General features: G+C 72.4%; 11 protein-coding genes and 2 pseudogenes. 7 read left to right on the top strand and 6 right to left on the bottom strand.

Annotation, left to right across the window (positions count from 1 at the left end):
• The first annotated feature begins 94 nt into the window (after window positions 1-94).
• Window positions 95-508 carry an SSI family serine proteinase inhibitor gene (locus AB0M27_RS10420; RefSeq protein WP_365719994.1) on the top strand — a complete coding sequence of 138 codons (414 nt, stop codon included), beginning with the start codon at window positions 95-97 and terminating at the stop codon, window positions 506-508.
• 128 nt (window positions 509-636) lie between these two features.
• Here AB0M27_RS10420 and AB0M27_RS10415 read toward each other — a convergent pair whose 3' ends face one another.
• Both AB0M27_RS10415 and AB0M27_RS10410 read right to left on the bottom strand, forming a co-directional pair.
• Window positions 637-1,887 (bottom strand): M14 family zinc carboxypeptidase, encoded by a 1,251-nt coding sequence (locus AB0M27_RS10415; RefSeq protein ID WP_365719992.1) that lies wholly within the window; start codon window positions 1,885-1,887, stop codon window positions 637-639.
• A 137-nt stretch (window positions 1,888-2,024) separates the two neighbouring features.
• A pseudogene (locus AB0M27_RS10410) lies at window positions 2,025-2,648 on the bottom strand (dihydrolipoyl dehydrogenase); the annotation flags it as partial.
• A 41-nt stretch (window positions 2,649-2,689) separates the two neighbouring features.
• On the opposite strand from AB0M27_RS10410, the gene AB0M27_RS10405 reads away from it, so the two are divergent.
• Window positions 2,690-2,896 (top strand): hypothetical protein, encoded by a 207-nt coding sequence (locus AB0M27_RS10405; RefSeq protein WP_365719990.1) that lies wholly within the window; start codon window positions 2,690-2,692, stop codon window positions 2,894-2,896.
• Window positions 2,897-2,928: 32 nt separating this feature from the next.
• Here AB0M27_RS10405 and treY read toward each other — a convergent pair whose 3' ends face one another.
• Window positions 2,929-5,304, bottom strand: coding sequence for a malto-oligosyltrehalose synthase (gene treY / locus AB0M27_RS10400; protein WP_365719988.1), 2,376 nt, complete (start codon window positions 5,302-5,304; stop codon window positions 2,929-2,931).
• Window positions 5,305-5,545: 241 nt separating this feature from the next.
• A complete protein-coding gene (gene glgX, locus AB0M27_RS10395) occupies window positions 5,546-7,657 on the bottom strand; it encodes a glycogen debranching protein GlgX (protein WP_365719986.1) in 2,112 nt (703 codons plus the stop codon).
• A 196-nt stretch (window positions 7,658-7,853) separates the two neighbouring features.
• Here glgX and AB0M27_RS10390 point away from each other — a divergent pair, with 196 nt between their 5' ends.
• The 4 genes from AB0M27_RS10390 (at window position 7,854) to AB0M27_RS10375 (ending at window position 12,214) form a co-directional block, all read left to right on the top strand.
• Window positions 7,854-8,657, top strand: a complete 804-nt coding sequence (locus AB0M27_RS10390) for a Tat pathway signal sequence domain protein (protein ID WP_365719984.1) — start codon at window positions 7,854-7,856, stop codon at window positions 8,655-8,657.
• Between the two features lie 48 nt (window positions 8,658-8,705).
• Window positions 8,706-10,031: a copper amine oxidase gene (locus tag AB0M27_RS10385; protein ID WP_365719982.1), complete on the top strand. Its 1,326-nt coding sequence runs from the start codon at window positions 8,706-8,708 to the stop codon at window positions 10,029-10,031.
• Between the two features lie 116 nt (window positions 10,032-10,147).
• Complete coding sequence (locus AB0M27_RS10380; protein ID WP_365719980.1) at window positions 10,148-11,386, top strand: SAV2148 family HEPN domain-containing protein; 1,239 nt, start codon at window positions 10,148-10,150, stop codon at window positions 11,384-11,386.
• Between the two features lie 102 nt (window positions 11,387-11,488).
• Window positions 11,489-12,214 carry a 3'-5' exonuclease gene (locus tag AB0M27_RS10375; protein ID WP_365719978.1) on the top strand — a complete coding sequence of 242 codons (726 nt, stop codon included), beginning with the start codon at window positions 11,489-11,491 and terminating at the stop codon, window positions 12,212-12,214.
• A gap of 104 nt (window positions 12,215-12,318) precedes the next feature.
• Here AB0M27_RS10375 and AB0M27_RS10370 read toward each other — a convergent pair whose 3' ends face one another.
• Complete coding sequence (locus AB0M27_RS10370; RefSeq protein ID WP_365719976.1) at window positions 12,319-13,182, bottom strand: aminoglycoside phosphotransferase family protein; 864 nt, start codon at window positions 13,180-13,182, stop codon at window positions 12,319-12,321.
• A 168-nt stretch (window positions 13,183-13,350) separates the two neighbouring features.
• Between AB0M27_RS10370 and mgt the strand changes: the two are divergent.
• Window positions 13,351-14,599, top strand: a pseudogene (gene mgt, locus AB0M27_RS10365) (macrolide-inactivating glycosyltransferase).
• 202 nt (window positions 14,600-14,801) lie between these two features.
• On the opposite strand, the gene AB0M27_RS10360 reads toward mgt, so the two are convergent.
• A complete protein-coding gene (locus AB0M27_RS10360) occupies window positions 14,802-17,060 on the bottom strand; it encodes an MMPL family transporter (protein WP_365719974.1) in 2,259 nt (752 codons plus the stop codon).
• Window positions 17,061-17,361: the final 301 nt, after the last annotated feature.

The raw sequence follows: 17,361 nt of genomic DNA, 5'->3' as shown, positions 1-17,361 counted from the left end.
TCCCGTTCGAACGGGTGCTCCCGGCGCGCGCGTGCCGTCCCGATCGGGTGAAACGGGCTGAGGAACGCGGGCCGGCGTGCCGATGGAAGGGGGCATGACGTACCTCACCAGAGCGACAGCGGCCGGTGGCGCCCTGCTGGCGGCCGCCGGGCTCCTCGCCGCGGTCCCGGCCCACGCGGCGTCCCGCGACCACTTCCCCGGCAACTGGCTCTACCTCACCGTCACCAAGGGCGAGGCGAGCTCGAGCTATGCCCGGGGCACCCTGCTGCTGTGCGATCCGCCCCTGGGCCACCCGCACGCGGCCGAGGCCTGCGCCGAACTGGCCGCCGCCGACGGCGACATCGGCCGCATCCCGCCCAAGGACGTCTTCTGCCCGATGATCTACGCCCCGGTGACCGCCCACGCGGCCGGCCGGTGGAACGGCCGGCCGGTCGACTTCCAGGAGACCTACACCAACACGTGCGTCATGAACGCGCGGACCGGCGCGGTGTTCGCCCTGGAGGACTGACAGCCGGCCGGGCGGCCGCAGGCGTGGACGGGGTGGTGCGTGGTGAGCCGGCGTGGACAGGGCGGTGGGGAAGGCGTGCGTGGGCCGGTGTGGACAGGAAGGCCGGGGCGGACGTGCGCCGGCGTGGCTCACACCTCCCGCTCCCGGGCCTGCTGCGCCGCCACCAGCACCGTCCGGGACTGGTGCTCCACCTGATGCTCCATCGGCACCCAGCGGGCCCGGAAGCGCGCCGCGAAGGCATCGCACCAGTCGGTGACGAGCTGTTCCAGCCGCGGCGCCGCCCGGTCGTCCGTCTCCCGCAACACCCGCAGCAGCATCGCGGCCGCGCGCAGCGGCAGCCGTCGCCCGAACGCGTCCACACTGCCGACGTACGCCATCGTCGAACCGGCCGGCGGGGTGTGGGTCCAGTCCTCGGCCAGGCCCGGTATCAGCTCCAGCGCCCAGCGAGCCGCCCGCAGCAGCGGACCGTCCACGCCGTCGAGGCGGGGCAGTGCGTCGGTGAGCACGCGCTCCACCTCCAGCGCGTCCCGCAGCAGCCGCCGCGCCAGGCGCTGCATCGCCGCAGCCGGTGCCGGGTGCGGCGCCGGATCGTCCACCAGGTCGCTGGCCCACATCGGCACCTCCACCACGGCCGTCAGACCGCCGTACCGGTGCGCGTGGTACCAGGTGCTGTGGCGCGCGTCGTCCGGCATGCTCGGGTAGGCCGCGCCGGTCTCCGGGCCGGGCATGACATGCACGCCGGGGCCTGAGGCCGGCCAGCCGGCGGCGTCCGAGGCGCCCGTCTCCACCGGGATGTGCAGCTGTGCGGCGGACTTGGCGAACGGCTCGGCCAGCCCGGGCACGTCCCGGGTCAACTGCACCCAGCTGCCGCCCAGATCGGTGCCGTGCAGGGTCACCTGGAGGTAGGGCCGCAGCTCGTCGATCACCCCGGTCAGCGCCCGGGTCTCGGGCGGCAGCCGGTCCGGCGGCAGCACGGACGGCGACCACTCCGGCTGCTCCGCGCCCGTCGGCCGGTAGAAGCCGAGGTGGTAGTCGAGCAGGCTGCGCGGCGCCGGCGTCACGTGCAGGCTCGCGCCGTCCGGATCCGCGCACAGCAGGAAGTGCCAGGACGTGTCTGGCCGCAACTCCCGCTCGGCCAGCACTCGTTGGGCGAGCACCCGCAGGGTGGAGCCCCCGGTCGGCTCGTTGGCGTGGGCGCCGGCGACCACCAGCACCGCCCGCCGGGCGTGCCCCACCGACAGCAGGTGCAGGGGTCTTCCCGCGCGTGAGACGCCCACCTGCCTGAGCGAGCACAGACCCGGTTCCTGAGCGGCCAACGCCTGTGCGGAGGCGACCAGTTCGGGAACGCTGGGATAGCGCAGCTCCGGCAGAAGACTCACCCCCGACTTGTTCTGCCCGGCTTAGCCCTCCAAGTGCCGCACGGGACGGGTGAACTGTCAAGCATCCGGCGGGGGAGGTGACCGGGGCGCCCGGACTCAATCGCGGGGGCGCGGCGCGGGCGGTGCGTGCCGCGCGTTCAGTGCTGGTGCAGGCCGCGTCCCGCGAGCGTCAGGAACACCTCGCCCACCGCCTCCGACAGCGTCGGGTGCGCGTGCACGTGCCGGGCCACGTCCGAGGGCTCGGCGTCCCAGCCGACGATCAGCTGGCTCTCGGCGATCATCTCCGACACGTTCGGGCCGACCAGGTGCACGCCGAGCACCTGCCCGCCTCCGGCCTCGGCGACGACCTTTACCATGCCGCCCTGGCCGTGCACCATGCCCTTGGCCACGGCGGTCAGCGGCATCGTGTTCACCTCGACATCCCGCCCACACGCGCGTGCCTCCGTCTCGCCCAGTCCCACCGAGGCGGTCTGCGGCGCGGAGTACGTCACCCGGGGCACGGCCGCGTAGTCCACCGGCGCCGACGGCAGCCCGGCCAGTGTCTCGGCGACCAGCAGGCCCTCCGCGAACGAGGGGTGGGCGAGGCCCAGCGAGGGCGGCGGCAGCAGGTCCCCGACGACATGGATGCCCGGCACGGCCGTCTCCAGACGGTTCCAGTCCGCCGGTGCGACGAACCCCCGCTCGTCCGTCGTCAGGCCGGCCGCCGCCAGGCCCAGGCCCTCGGCGACCGGCGCCCGCCCGACGGCCACCAGTGTGCGCCGCGTCGGCCGACGTCGTGCGCGGGGCGGTGGGCGAGGACTGCGTGATCCTCACTCCCGACCCGGCCTGGAAGCGCCCTCTGGCCGTCTACGCGCGGGTGCCGCCCATCGGCGCCGCCGAGGCCTTCACGGACCTCCTGCGCACCACCTGGCCCGCCCCGGGAACCCTGCCCGCGCCGCCCGCCGTACCGGCCCGGCCGCACGAGGGACACGAGGAAGGCGAGCCACTCGACATGCCCGCCGCCGGCTGAGCCCCCTGGACGCGCCCGGCCCGTCCCGGTCCTCACCCCTCCCCGACCCGCTCCAGCAACACCACCGGCAGCCGGTCGAAAAGGTCCGCCACGCGCGCGTCGCCGGTGAACTCCCGCTCCGGGGCGAGCACGTCCGCCCACCGCCCGGGCGGCAGCGTCAGCCGGGTCTCCCGCCAGCCGCCCGCCTCCGCGAGCCGCAGCGACAGCCGGGTCACCGCCGCCACCACCTCACCGGAGCGCGCGAACGCCACACAGTGCCCGGCCGCCGGGCCCTCGGCGGTCAGCGGACCGTACGACGCGGCCGCGCCGAAGGCGCCGGGACGGCGGGCGCGCAGCCGGAGCGCCGCCGCCGTCAGCGTGTCCTTCTCGCCGGGCACCTCGGGCGGGAAGGACACCGGACGCCGGTTGTCCGGGTCCACCAGCGACCGGCACTCGCCCTCCGTGCCCTGGTACACGTCCGGCACTCCCGGCATCGTCAGATGGACCAGGGCGGTGCCGAGGACGTTGGCCCGGATGTACGGCTCCAGTGACTTGCGGAAGGCCGCCACACGCTCACCGGGCGGCCCGCACGGCCCTGCGGTGACGAACGCGGCCACCGCCTCCTCGTACGGCGGCTCCTGCTCCGTCCAGCTGGTGTACATGCCCGCCTCGCGCACATGCTTCAGCAGCGCCCGCTGTACCCGCTCCTCCTCCGCCGGCCCCAGCCCGAACACCGTCTGCCAGGCCGCCCAGGCCAGCTGCCCGTCCGGCACGCCCACGCCCTCCTCGGGCCGGTTCACCTCGGCCAGCAACTCCGCCCACCGGTCGGGGCACTCGGTGAGCACGGCCAGCGCCGCGCGTACGTCGGCGCTGCGCTTGGTGTCGTGCGTGGTGACCACCGTGCCGGTGACCGGCCAGTCGCGCTGCACACGCGCGCAGTACGCGTGGAAGTCCTCCGGGGACACCCCCGGCCGGCCCGGATCGCCGCCCACCTCGGTCGCCGACAGCAGCGGCACGTAGCGGTAGAACGCCGTGTCCTCCACCGACTTGGCGCGCAGCGCCGACGCGGTCTGCGCGAACCGGGTGCGGAACTCCACCCGGTCCGCGTGGTCCGGCGCCGCCGGGCCGGCGGGCGGCTCCACCAGCAGCCGGCGCACGATGCCGACGGCCTCCGCCTCCTCGGGCACCACGAAGGCGAGCCGGGCCTCCTCGGCGGCCTCCTCGGTGACGACGGCGGCCGCGTCACCGGAGGCGTACGGCCGGTACACCCGCATCCGCACCAGCAGCTCCTCCACGGCCGTGCGCAGCGCCCAGGGAGCCCGGTCGCGCAGGCCGAGGTCCGGCGAGGACGCGCACACCCGGGTGGCCACCCGGGTGAGCCGGTCGGTCTCGGCGGCCAGCTCGTGCGTGAGCACCTTGTAGGCGGCCCGCCGTGCCGTCGCGTCCCAGTTGCCGCCCCGGTCCGTCTGCGGCGCCGCGAACGCCCGGTAGCGGCCCAGCAGTTCGTACGCCCCCGTCTGGTCGGTGAACAGGCCGTCCACCTGACGGAGGGCGTCGTAGCCGGTGGTGCCCGCGACGGGCCAGGACGCCGGCAGATGTTCGCCGTCGCCGAGGATCTTCTCCACCACCGTCCAGCGCCCGCCGGTCGCCTCGTGCAGCCGCGCGAGGTAGCCGTCGGGGTCGGCGAGCCCGTCGGGGTGGTCGAGGCGCAGCCCGTCGATCACGGCCTCGCGCAGCAGCTGGAGGATCTTGGCGTGGGTGGCGTCGAACACCTCCGGATCCTCCACGCGCAGCCCGATCAGCTCCGAGATGCTGAAGAACCGCCGGTAGTTCAGCTCGGTGCGGGCCAGCCGCCACCACACCGGGCGGTACCACTGGGCGCCCAGCAGCTCCGGCAGCGGCAGGTCGTGGGTGCCCTCGCGGAGCGGGAAGGCGTGCTCGTGGTAGCGCAGCACGTCGCCGTCGACCACGAGATGCTCCAGCTGCGAACCGACCGGACCGCCCAGCACCGGCAGCAGCACGCGCCCGTCCTGCGCCTCCCAGTCGATGTCGAACCAGCGGGCGTACGGCGAGTCGGGCCCCTCGCGCAGCACCTCCCACAGGGCGTGGTTGTACCGGGGTGCCATCGCCATGTGGTTCGGCACGATGTCGGCCACCAGGCCCAGACCGTGCTCCCGCGCGGTCCGCGCCAGCGACCGCAGGCCCTCCTCGCCGCCCAGTTCCTCGCGTACGCGCGCGTGGTCGACCACGTCGTAGCCGTGCAGGGAGCCGGGCACGGCCTCCAGGACGGGGGACAGGTGCAGATGCGAGACGCCGAGCGACGCCAGGTACGGTACGGCCGCGGCGGCGGCGGCGAACGGGAACGCGGGCTGGAGCTGCAGCCGGTAGGTTGCCGTGGGCACCTCCGGTCCGGGGCGCGCAGAAGTCATGGAAACCTACGTACCCAGCCCGCCGCCTTTCGTGTCATCGGTCCCGGCACGGACGCACGCACGCGTGCCCGGCTTCGAGCGAAGGGGACAACAGGAGACCCATCCGGCCTACGCGACGGCCGCAGCGACGGCACCGCCGGCCGTCCGCGGCACCGCCTTCGCCGTGCACCCCACGCCCCGGCCCGCCACCCCCCACCCACCAGAGCCACGCCCACGAGGCCGCCACAAGCTCCCGCCCCGGCTACGTAGGCCGCTGCAGCACCGTCAGGCTTCGGTCGGGCAGGGTGAGGCGGTCGCCCGCCTCGATCTTCGGGCCGGATCCCGGTGGCACCCCCTCCGGACGGGCCGTGTCGACGACCACCTGCCACTGCCGGCCGTGGTCGACGGGCACCAGGAAGTCCAGCGGTCCCGGGGAGGCGTTGAACATCAGCAGGAACGAGTCGTCGGTGATGCGCTCCCCGCGCGGGCCGGGCTCGGAGATCGCGTTGCCGTTCAGGAACACCGTCAGCGCGGAGGCCCGCGCCGAGTCCCAGTCCCGCTGGGTCATCTCGGCGCCCTCCGGAGTGAACCAGGCGATGTCGGACAGATCGTCGTGGGTGCCCTCCACCGGACGGCCGTGGAAGAAACGGCGCCGGCGGAAGGCCGGGTGGTCACGGCGCAGCCACACCATCGCGCGGGTGAACTCCAGCAGGTCGCCCTCCGCGGACTCCGGCCAGTGCACCCACGACAGCTCGCTGTCCTGGCAGTACGCGTTGTTGTTGCCGCTCTGGGTGCGGGCGAACTCGTCGCCGTGGCTGATCATCGGCACACCCTGGGACAGCATCAGCGTGGCGATGAAGTTCCGCATCTGACGGGTGCGCAGCGCGAGCACGTCCGGGTCGTCGGTCTCGCCCTCCGCGCCGCAGTTCCAGGACCGGTTGTGGCTCTCGCCGTCCCGGTTGTCCTCGCCGTTGGCCGCGTTGTGCTTGTCGTTGTACGAGACGAGGTCGTGCAGCGTGAAGCCGTCGTGGCAGGTCACGAAGTTGATCGAGGCCAGCGGGCGGCGGCCGTCGTCCTGGTAGAGGTCCGAGGAGCCGGTCAGCCGGGAGGCGAACTCCGCGAGCGCCCGCGGCTCGCCCCGCCACAGGTCCCGTACCGTGTCCCGGTACTTGCCGTTCCACTCGGTCCACAGCGGCGGGAAGTTGCCCACCTGGTAGCCGCCCTCGCCCACGTCCCAGGGCTCGGCGATCAGCTTCACCTGGGAGACCACCGGATCCTGCTGCACCAGGTCGAAGAACGACGACAGCCGGTCCACCTCGTGGAACTGCCGGGCCAGAGTCGCCGCGAGGTCGAAACGGAACCCGTCGACATGCATCTCGGTGACCCAGTACCGCAGCGAGTCCATGATCAGCTGGAGCACGTGCGGGGACCGCATGAGCAGCGAGTTCCCGGTGCCCGTGGTGTCCATGTAGTAGCGGGGGTCGTCGGTGAGGCGGTAGTACTGCCGGTTGTCGATGCCCTTGAAGGACAGCGTCGGGCCCAGATGGTTGCCCTCGGCGGTGTGGTTGTAGACGACGTCCAGGATGACCTCGATCCCGGCCTCGTGCAGCGCCCGGACCGCCGACTTGAACTCCAGCACCTGCTGGCCCCGGTCGCCCCAGGAGGCGTACGCGTTGTGCGGGGCGAAGAAGCCGATGGTGTTGTAGCCCCAGTAGTTGCTCAGGCCCATGTCGACGAGCCGGTGGTCGTGCACGAACTGGTGGACGGGCATCAGCTCCAGGGCCGTCACCCCGAGCTTGGTCAGGTGTTCGATCAGTGCCGGATGCGCGAGCGCCGCGTAGGTGCCGCGCAGCTCCTCCGGCAGCTCCGGGTGACGCATGGTCAGGCCCTTGACGTGGGCCTCGTAGATCACGGTGTGGTGGTACTCGGTGCGCGGCGGCCGGTCGTCGCCCCAGTCGAAGTACGGGTTGATCACCACCGAGGCCATGGTGTGCGGGGCCGAGTCCAGGTCGTTGCGGCTGTCCGGAGCGTCGAAGTGGTAGCCGTACACCTCCTCGCCCCACCGGACCGTGCCGCTGACCGCCTTGGCGTACGGGTCGAGCAACAGCTTCGCGGAGTTGCAGCGCAGCCCGCGCCCGGGGTCGTACGGGCCGTGCACCCGGAACCCGTACCGCTGTCCCGGCATCACGCCCGGCACGTACGCGTGCCGCACGAAAGCGTCGCTCTCGCGGAGTTCCACCGCCGTCTCCGAGCCGTCGTCGTGCAGCAGACACAGCTCTACTCGGTCCGCGGCCTCCGTGAAAACCGCGAAGTTGGTTCCGGCGCCGTCATAGGTGGCGCCGAGCGGATACGCCTCTCCAGGCCAGACCTGCATGGCTACGACTCTCCCAGGTGTGCCGCCGCCCCGGGGCCGCGTTGGCCCCCGAGTCGCATCGAATTGACGGAACCTCCCGTGTCTTGCGTCCCTCTTACCCACCGACCAGCGCGCACGGCGGCTCTCGTACCCGCCGTGTGCCGAACCAGTGGGGCAACACGTACTCCCGGACGACCATGGGGAGCAGGGGGACAATGTGCGTGAGACAGTGCACCGCCATCTGGGCAAGTTAGTGGCAGGAGTGGCCCTCGCGACGGTGGGGACCGCCGCGATGGTCGCGATCACCCTGCCGGGCACGGCGGGGGCGGACACCTCGGCGGGAGCGCGCGGCGGCGGTACGCGGGCCGGCGAGGGCCCGGACGCGGTCCGGCCCGGTGTCGTCGAACAGGCGCCCGCCGAGGGCGGCAAGGGCACCGGCCGGGATCCGCTGACCGACGACGAGATCCGGCGGGCCGAGAAGATCGCCCTGAACCGGCAGCTGCTGACCACGGGCGAGAACGTGGACGGCGGCCGCGGACCGCAGCGGCTGAGCGTCGACCTCGCCGAACCCGAGCCCGGCGAGGCGGACGCCCCGGCCGCGCCGCGACGGGCCGACATCGCCTTCTACGACTACAAGAACGACACCCTCGTCACCAAGACCGTCGACCTGGACACCGGCAAGGTCGAGCGGACCGGCACCCAGCGCGGCGTCCAGCCGCCGCCGAGCCGGGACGAGAACGCCGAGGCCGCCCGGCTCCTGATCGCCTCCCCCCTCGGCGCGGGCCTGAAGGCGGACTACAAGGACGCCACCGGCAAGGAGCTCACCTCCCCGGACCAGCTGCTGCTGAGCGGCGGCATCTACCGGGCCGCTCCCGGCGCCCAGCCGGCAATCCTCGACCAGTGCGGCGTGCACCGGTGCGTCCGGCTGTTCACCAAGGTCAGGAACGGGCCCTGGATCGACACCCGGTCCCTGGTGATCGATCTGAGTGCCCGCAAGGCCGCCGCCCTCGACCGCGGCTGACCGAACGTTCCCGCAGACCCGTACCTCCTGAAAGGGAGCCATTTCGTCATGCCCGAGTACGGAATCCGCCGTGCCCGCAGGGCAGCGGCCGCCGGCCTGACCGTGGCCGCGCTGGCCGCCGGCGCGACGACCGCCGCCGGACCGGCCGCCGCCCGCCCGGAAGCGGCCGCCACCGCCGCGCCCGCAGCCGACTGCAGTGCCGCCTACCGCATCGAACAGAAGCTCTCCACCGGCACGACCTGGCGCATGTGCTGGCACTACGACAGCAAGGCCGGTCTCGTCCTGGAGAAGATCAGCTACCAGCCCAAGGGCGAACCGAAACAGATCAGGGTCCTCAACAGCGCGAGACTCGCCCAGATCCACGTCCCCTACGACGACGGACAGCACGAGTACAGCGACCTGACGGGCGAGGACTACGCCCAGTTCCTGATGAACCTCTCGCCCGCCGAGTGCCCCGGCGGCACCATCAGGACCGTCAAGGTGCCGGACGCCGTGGACCCGGAGCACCCGGACGTCCAGGGCCTGTGCACGACCACCCGTGCCCGCGGCCATGCCTACCGCATGCACGACGACCTCGGCACGGGCAAGGTCTACCAGGCGCAGGGCAAGGACTTCCTCGTCTACACCGTCAACCAGGTCGGCTGGTACGAGTACATCACCGAGTGGCGCTTCCAGGACGACGGCACGATCGCCATGAACGTCGGCGCGACCGGCAGCCTCTCCTGGGACGACTACGACTCCGGTGACGGACGCGGCTGGCCCATCGGCAAGGGCGCCAAGGCCTATGCCACCAGCCACAGCCACAACGTGTTCTGGCGGCTGGACTTCGGCCTCGACGGCTCCTCCAGGACGAAGGCCGAGCAGTACGACTCGGCCGTCAGCCCGCGCACCGGCCGGCAGCAGGGCCCGACCACGAAGACCACCCGCACCACGGTCACCAGGGAAATGGCGGGCGACCTGAAGGACTACCGCTGGTGGCGGGTGGTCAGCGCGACCGGCAGGAACAAGGACGGGCACGCACGTTCGTACGAGATCGTCCCCGGGCCCACCACCAAATACCTCGGCCGGAGCTTCACCAAGCACGACCTCTACGTCACCGAGTACGACCCGTGCGAACTGTTCGCCAGCGACAACCCGAAGTGCGGCCACGGGCACCCCGCGTCCGTCGACCAGTGGGTGGGCGGACAGACCCTGACGCACCCGGTGATCTGGATGAACGTCGGTTTTCACCACATCGCGCGGGACGAGGACCAGCAGCCCATGCCGGTGCACTGGCAGGGCTTCGCCATCGTCCCCCGGGACGTCACCGCTATGAATCCGCTCACTCCGCGTGACCTGGAATGGCAGAACGGCCATTGGGCACCGCGTAGTTGAGGAAAACAGTTGAGAAACCGACCTGTCCATCCGGCTGCACCGCCCACCCCTCGCGGAGTACCCTTCCTTGATCGTTGAGACGGGAAAGGCCCGGGGGATCGGAAGGCGGTGCACGGGTGGGCTCGGGAGGCCTGGAGCTGCCCCCTGGTGACGAAGGTCACGAGGGGAGCTCCACAGACGTCCCGCCCGGCGCGGTGTCCCTGGCCCGCCCGATGGACCCGGGGGCCATCGGGCCGGAGCTGGACTGGGACGCCGACGCCTGGCGCGAGGTGCGCACCCGTGCCCAGCGGGCCGGCCGGGCCTACATCTGGCTGAACCTCGTCGAACAGCGGCTGCGCGCGGTCGTGGCCGCCGTACTGCGCCCCGTCTACGAACCCGTCCACGGGGACGAGTGGGTGGTCGCCGCGGCCGGGCCGGCCGGGCAGGAGTGGGTGCAGCGCGCGGTCGCCGTCCGTGAAGTCAGCCGCCGCAAGGGCTACTTGCTCGACCCGGCCGACGACAACGTGCTCAGCTTCCTCACCCTTCCCCAGCTGCGCGAGCTGATGGTGCAGCACTGGCCGTGCTTCGAGCCGTACTTCGACGAGCGCCGCGACCTCGAACTCGCCCTGGACGAGCTGGAGGTGACCCGCAACGTCGTCTCCCGCAACCGGGCGCTGTCCGAGGCGGTCCTGAGCCAGGCCGAGCGGGCCTCCGCCCGGCTGCTGGAGATGCTCGGCGCGGGCGGTGACGTCCCCTCGGCGCGCCGGCTGCCGGCGGACGCGGTCGAGGACCTGGTCGGCGACCGGTACGCGGACGTCGTCGCGGTCCACCCCGACCGGGTGCGGCTGATGCGCCAGTTCCCCGCCGAGGACCTCTTCGGCGGCGCCCGCCGCCTCGACGCCATCGGTATCGGCCTCAACCTGCTCGTGCAGAACTTCTCCGGCCGCCGTCTGGTCCGGCTCGCCGAGACCGGCTGCCGGGTACGGCTGCTCTTCCTCAACCCGGCCTCCAGCTCGGTCAAGCGCCGCGAGCGCGAACTCGGGATGAAACGGGGCGAACTGAGCCGCTCCGTCGAGATGAACATCCTGCACATGCGCCGGGTCCGCTCCCGGCTGCGCGACCCGGGCGCCTTCGAGATCCAGGTCTACGACGAGACACCGCGCTTCACCGCCTACCTGGTGGACGGCGACGGCGCCGACGGCATCGCCGTGGTGCAGTCCTATCTGCGCGGGGCGCGCGGGATGGAGTCGCCGGTGCTGGTGTTGCGCAACGGCAGCAAGCTGGTCAAGTCGGACGACGTCGGCGAATCGGGCCTCTTTTCCACATACCGCGAGGAATTCGAGCTGGCCTGGGCGGATTCGCGCCCGGTGTCCTGAACTGTCCGTGACGGCAAGCGGAACGCGATCCTCTGATTGTCAGTGCCGCGTGCGATGGTGGAGGCCACTGGGGGAAAGCACCACCAAGAAGGGGGGCCGCCCATGGGCTGGCACCGGGAGCTGCTGATCGGCTTCGACCTGGAGACGACCGGGACCGATCCGCGCGAGGCGCGCATCGTCACCGGCGCGGTGATCGAGGTCAGGGCCGGTGAGCCCATGGGACGCAAGGAGTGGCTGGCCGATCCGGGCGTGGAGATCCCGGCGGACGCGGTGGCGGTGCACGGCATCAGCAACGAGAGGGCGACGGCCGAGGGCCACCCGGCCGACCGAGTGGCCGACTCCATCGCCGACGTCCTGGTCTCCTACTGGAAGGCGGGCGTCCCGGTCGTCGCCTACAACGCCGCCTTCGACCTCACCCTGCTCTCCGCCGAGCTGCGCCGCCACGCCCTGCCGTCCCTCGCCGACCGCCTGGGCGGCGCCGCCCCGGCCCCGGTCATCGACCCCTACACCATCGACCGCTGGGTCGACCGCTACCGCCGCGGCAAACGGAACCTGGAAGCGGTCTGTGCCGAGTACGGCATAGCCCTCGACGCGGCCCACACGGCCCCGGCCGACGCCCTCGCCGCCGCGCGACTCGCCTCCGCGATAGCCGACCGCCACCCGAAGATCGCATCCCTGAGCCCGGCCGAACTCCACCAACGGCAGATCGAGTGGTACGCGCAGTGGGCGGCGGACTTCCAGGCGTTCCTGCGGCGCAAGGGGGATGCGGGGGCCGTGGTGGACGGGGTGTGGCCGCTGCGGGAGCTGACGCAGAGCCAGCCCGCTTAGTCCGGGAGCCGTTTTCGGCTGCGGGTGAGTGAGTGGCTGGTCGCGCCCACGCGGCGGTGCCGCTGTCGACACAGCCCCATGCCCCTCAGAGGCGCGAAACAGCGTCAGAACGGGTACCAGCGCACCGTCTCATCCCCGTCCCGCAGCGACTCCACCCGCCGCCGAAACTCAGCCGATGCCTTCGGATTGCTCGGCGCATGCTGGGCCACCCACGCACAGCTGGCCGTCTCCCGAGCCCCGCGCAGCACACCGCATCCCTCCCACTCCCGCACATCCCACCCGTACGCCTCGACAAAGGAGTCGTACGCCTCGGCCGGCAGCCCGTACCGGTCGCGGGAGAGGGCCATGACCACCAGGTCGTGCTCGCGCAGGTCCGCGGAGAAGGTCTCCAGGTCGACCAGGACCGGGCCGTCCGGGCCGACGTACACATTGCGGGGCAGCGCGTCGCCGTGGATCGGGCCCGGCGGCAGATGGGGCGTCAGCGCGGCCGCGGCCGCCGCGAACCCGTCCCGGCGCTCGCGGAGATACGCCGCGTCCGCCGGATCGATCGCGTCACCCGCGAGCCGCAGCCACCGCTCCACACCGCCCAGCAGCTCGCGGGGCGGCAGGGCGAAAGGAGGAGAGGGCAGTGCGTGCACGATCCGCAGCAGCTCCGCCAGATCGCGCGGCTCGGCGGGCCGCACCGGATCCGGCAGCCGGTGCCACACCGTCACCGGGTGCCCGTCCACCAGCCGCGGCTTCGGCTCCGCCGCCCGTACCGCCGGCACGCCCGCCTCGGCCAGCCAGCCGGCGATGTCCAGCTCGCGCCGGGCCCGCTCGAGCAGCTCGGCGTCGCGGCCCACCTTCACCGCCAGATCACCGGCGGCGAACACCGCGTTCTCGCCGAGGGCGAGGAGAGCCGCGTCCCGGGTCGGACCCGGCAGCACTCCCGCCGTGGCCAGTACGTCCCGTGCCCGTGCCTCGTCCATCGTGCCTCCGTGCAGCGCCGTCGTCCCGTGCCCTGAGCGGACCCGGCCGCCGCCGTGCGGGTGCCGGACACGTGCCGGTTCCGGTCGGGTCGCTCCGGCCAGTCTCGCATTCGCACAGGTCGGCCGACCGCGACCTGATCGCGGGGCCCTTGCCGAGCCAGGCGGGTAATCACTTTGAACGAGACGTCTCGTCTCGTTTACCCTCGACCCCATGACCACGCCCGCCCATGTCGCCATGTTCTCCATCGCCGCGCACGGCCATGTGAACCCCAGTCTGGAGGTGATCCGTGAACTCGTGGCCCGGGGCCACCGGGTGACGTACGCCATCCCGCCGGTGTTCGCCGAGAAGGTGGCCGCCACCGGTGCCCGGCCCGTGCCGTACACCTCCACGCTGCCCGGACCCGACGCCGACCCGGAGGCCTGGGGGACCACGCTGCTGGACAACGTGGAGCCGTTCCTCGCGGACGCGATCCAGGCGCTCCCGCGGCTCGTCGAGGCCTACGCGGGTGACGAACCCGACCTCGTGCTGCACGACATCGCCTCCTACCCGGCCCGCGTCCTCGCCCACCGCTGGGGCGTCCCGGCGATCTCCCTCTCCCCGAACCTCGTCGCCTGGGAGGGCTACGAGGAGGAGGTGGCCGAGCCGATGTGGGCGGAGCCGAGGAAGACCCCGCGCGGGCAGGCGTACTACGCCCGGTTCGCGGCGTGGCTGGCGGAGAACGGGATCACCCAGGACCCGGATTCCTTCGCCGGCCGCCCGGCCCGCTCGCTCGTCCTCATACCGAAGGCGCTGCAGCCGCACGCCGACCGGGTCGACGAACGCGTCCACACCTTCGTCGGCGCCTGCCAGGGCGACCGTGCCGACCAGGGCGACTGGCAGCGGCCCGCCGGCGCCGGGAAGGTCGTGCTGGTGTCGCTGGGCTCGGCCTTCACCAAGCAGCCCGCGTTCTACCGCGAGTGCGTCCGCGCCTTCGCAGACCTGCCCGGCTGGCACCTGGTCCTGCAGGTCGGCCGCCATGTGGACCCCGCCGAGCTGGGCGAGGTACCGGAGGGCGTCGAAGTGCACAGCCGGGTACCGCAGTTGGCGATCCTCCGGCAGGCCGACCTGTTCGTCACGCACGCGGGGGCGGGTGGCAGCCAGGAGGGGCTGGCCACCGCCACGCCGATGATCGCCGTACCGCAGGCCGTCGACCAGTTCGGCAACGCCGACATGCTCCAGTCCCTCGGTGTCGCCCGCCGGTTGGACACCGAGGAGGCCACCGCCGACCGCCTCCGCGAGACCGCGCTCACCCTGGTGGACGACCCGGAGGTGGCGCGGCGCCTGAAGGACATCCAGGCGGCGATGGCGGAGGAGGGGGGCACGCTTCGGGCGGCCGACCTCATCGAGGCCGAACTGCGGGCACGCGTGGGGGAGTAGGTCACCTGGCCCCGCGTTTCACCGGCCCGCTGGGCCGGGCCGGGCGGGGGCTGGGTCGCCTGCCCGCGCCGGCGGGCCGGAGCCCACCGCACTGCAGCGCCCCGAAAGGGGCGTGGGGAGCCGCGCGACCAGCTCCCCACGCCCCGCACTCGCGCACGGTCTCGACCGCCCCGCCGGGTGGGCACCCCTCCGGACCCCGGAATCAGACGGGCAGCCGCTCCCCCTCCTCCCGCACCGGCCGGGAGGCGACCACAGCCGGCGTCTCGTCGTGCGTCAGGTCCGGCAGCCAGTGGAGCCACTTCGGCAGGTACCAGTTGCGCTCGCCGAGCAGGGCCATCACGGCCGGCAACAGCACACCGCGGATGACCGTCGCGTCGATGAGGACCGCGGCGGCGAGGCCCACGCCCATCTGCTTCATGGACTGCATCGACAGCGTGCCGAAGATCGCGAACACGGCGACCATGATGACGGCGGCGCTGGTGACGACGCCGGCCGTGGTGACCACGCCGTGCCGGATCGCCTCCTTCGTCGTACGGCCGTTCGTGCGGGCCTCGCGGATTCGGGACACCACGAACACGTGGTAGTCCATCGACAGCCCGAACAGGATCACGAACAGGAACAGCGGCAGCCAGGTCACGATCGCGCCGACCCCCTCCGCGCCCACCAGCGAGGCACCCCAGCCGTGCTGGAAGACCGCGACGAGGATCCCGTACGCGGCGCCCACCGACAGCAGGTTGAGCACGATCGACGTGATGGCCACGGTCAACGAGCGGAACGACAGCAGCATCAGCAGGAAGGCGAAGACGATCACGAAGGCGAAGACCGGGACGACGGAACCGAGCAACTGGTCGTTGAAGTCGTGGTTGCCGGCCACCTGTCCGGTGATCGGCGCCTGCACGCCGTCCAGCTTGCCGAGCGTGGCGGGCCGCACCTCGTCGCGCAGCTTGCCCAGGCTCTTCACCGCCCGGTCCATGTCGGAGCCGCCGACCAGCGGCACGGAGACCAGCGCGACGTTCTGCGCGTCGTGCACCCGGATGTCGACCGGGCCGCGCGAGGCGCCCGAGGAGATCGCCTGCCGCTTGAAGTCGGCCAGCGCCTGCCGTACATCGGGGGCGTTGATGTCCTTGGCCTTGACGACGACCTGGGCCGGCTCACTGCCGCCGGGAAAGGCGTCGTTGACGCGGTTGTACGTCTGCACGATCGGCAGCGACTTCCCGAACTCCTGGTCCAGGGTGAGCTGCTGGGTGTTCATACCGAGCGCGGGCGCGGCCACCGCCAGCAGCGCACCGGCCGCCACGACGACGGAGACCAGCGGCCTGGCCAGCACCGCGCGCAGGACGGTGGTCCAGACCCGGCTGCCCTCGCCGGCGGTCCGCTCCCGGCTTCGGTTCCGGCGGCTCAGGAACGGGATCTTGCCCTTCTCCACCCGCTCGCCGAGCAGCGACAGCAGCGCCGGCAGGACCGTCACCGAGCCGACCATGGCGACCGCGACCACCATCAGCGAGGCCAGACCCATCGCCTCGAACTCGGCGAGCCCGGTGAAGAGCATGCCCGCCATCGCGACGCACACCGTGACGCCGGAGACGATGACCGCCCGGCCGCTGGTGGCGGCGGCGATCCGCAGAGCGGTGCCCGGGTCCCGCCCGGCCTCCCGCTCCTCGCGCTCACGGCGCAGATAGAACAGGCAGTAGTCGACGCCGACGGCCATACCGACCAGCAGCATCACGGAGTTGGCGGTGTCGCTCATCGGCTGCAGATGGCTGACGAGGCCCATCAGACCCATCGTCGCCATGATCGCGGTGATCGCGAGGGCCACCGGCAGCAGCGCGGCCACCAGCGCCCCGAAGGCGATCAGCAGGATGCCAAGGGCCACCGGCACCGCCGAGTACTCGGCCTGCTTGAAGTCGTCCCCGAAGGCGTCCTTGTACTGCTTCTGCATGCTGGCGCCGCCGATCTCCTCGATCCGCAGCGAGCCGTGCGCCTTCTGCACTCCGGCGACCGCGTTCAGCACCGGCTCCACCCGGTCGACGGCCGTCTTGGCGTCCCCGCGGATGTCGAACTGCACCAGTGCGCTGCGGCCGTCCCGGGAGACGGTGTGCGTGTCGTACGGCGAGGTCACGGCCGTGACCTTCCCGGTGCCCTGGACGGCCTTCACCACGTCGGCGACGGCGGCCCGGAACTCGGCGCCGGTCGCCGTGACTTCGGCGTCCTTGGACTGGATCAGCACGGTCTCGCCGGCCGGCTCCTTGATCCCCGCGTCGTCGATGATCTGGGCGGCGGTGTGCGTCTCGCCCTTGAGCTGGTTGTTCTCGTCGACGTCGACCCGGCCCGCCGCCGAGCCCAGCCCCATGGCCAGCACGACGAACAGCACCCATATGCCCACGGCCGCCCAGCGGTGCCGGGCGCTCCAGCCGCCGGCGCGGGCGGCCAGCCCCCGCACCGGCACGTCCCTGTTCCCCATCGCGGGTCCTACCCCCTCGTGTGCGGCGGCGACCCCCTGTCGCCACGTCTGCGCTTGCTCCGCTACGACCGTATGAGCCGGGTAAACGCGTCTCGTCGTGCTGCCCGGTGAACTCGGCGACTTGCCGGTCAGTACTGGGGAGGACAGTGGCCCCTTACATCTATCCGGGCTTCTCGGGGGCGTTTCTCGGGGTTCCGGCAGCCTGTTGCGCAGGCCGTCGGACATGGGTTGTCCGTTCTGCCGCCGGCGCGGCGGTTTGTGATTACGAAACCTTGTTGAACAAGTCACAGCTGCGTGCAGA

The sequence above is a fragment of the Streptomyces sp. NPDC052107 genome (assembly GCF_040680215.1).
Classification (GTDB): domain Bacteria; phylum Actinomycetota; class Actinomycetes; order Streptomycetales; family Streptomycetaceae; genus Streptomyces.
The sequence above is the reverse complement of the archived record's forward strand: the minus strand, read 5'-3'. Positions and strand labels throughout refer to the sequence as shown.

Bases quoted from the DNA above. Each gene is read 5' to 3' on its own strand.
- AB0M27_RS10420 (WP_365719994.1), top strand. From the start codon at position 95: ATGACGTACCTCACCAGAGCGACAGCGGCCGGTGGCGCCCTGCTGGCG.
- treY (WP_365719988.1), bottom strand. From the start codon at position 5,304: ATGACTTCTGCGCGCCCCGGACCGGAGGTGCCCACGGCAACCTACCGG.
- glgX (WP_365719986.1), bottom strand. From the start codon at position 7,657: ATGCAGGTCTGGCCTGGAGAGGCGTATCCGCTCGGCGCCACCTATGAC.
- AB0M27_RS10385 (WP_365719982.1), top strand. From the start codon at position 8,706: ATGCCCGAGTACGGAATCCGCCGTGCCCGCAGGGCAGCGGCCGCCGGC.
- AB0M27_RS10375 (WP_365719978.1), top strand. From the start codon at position 11,489: ATGGGCTGGCACCGGGAGCTGCTGATCGGCTTCGACCTGGAGACGACC.
- AB0M27_RS10370 (WP_365719976.1), bottom strand. From the start codon at position 13,182: ATGGACGAGGCACGGGCACGGGACGTACTGGCCACGGCGGGAGTGCTG.
- AB0M27_RS10360 (WP_365719974.1), bottom strand. From the start codon at position 17,060: ATGGGGAACAGGGACGTGCCGGTGCGGGGGCTGGCCGCCCGCGCCGGC.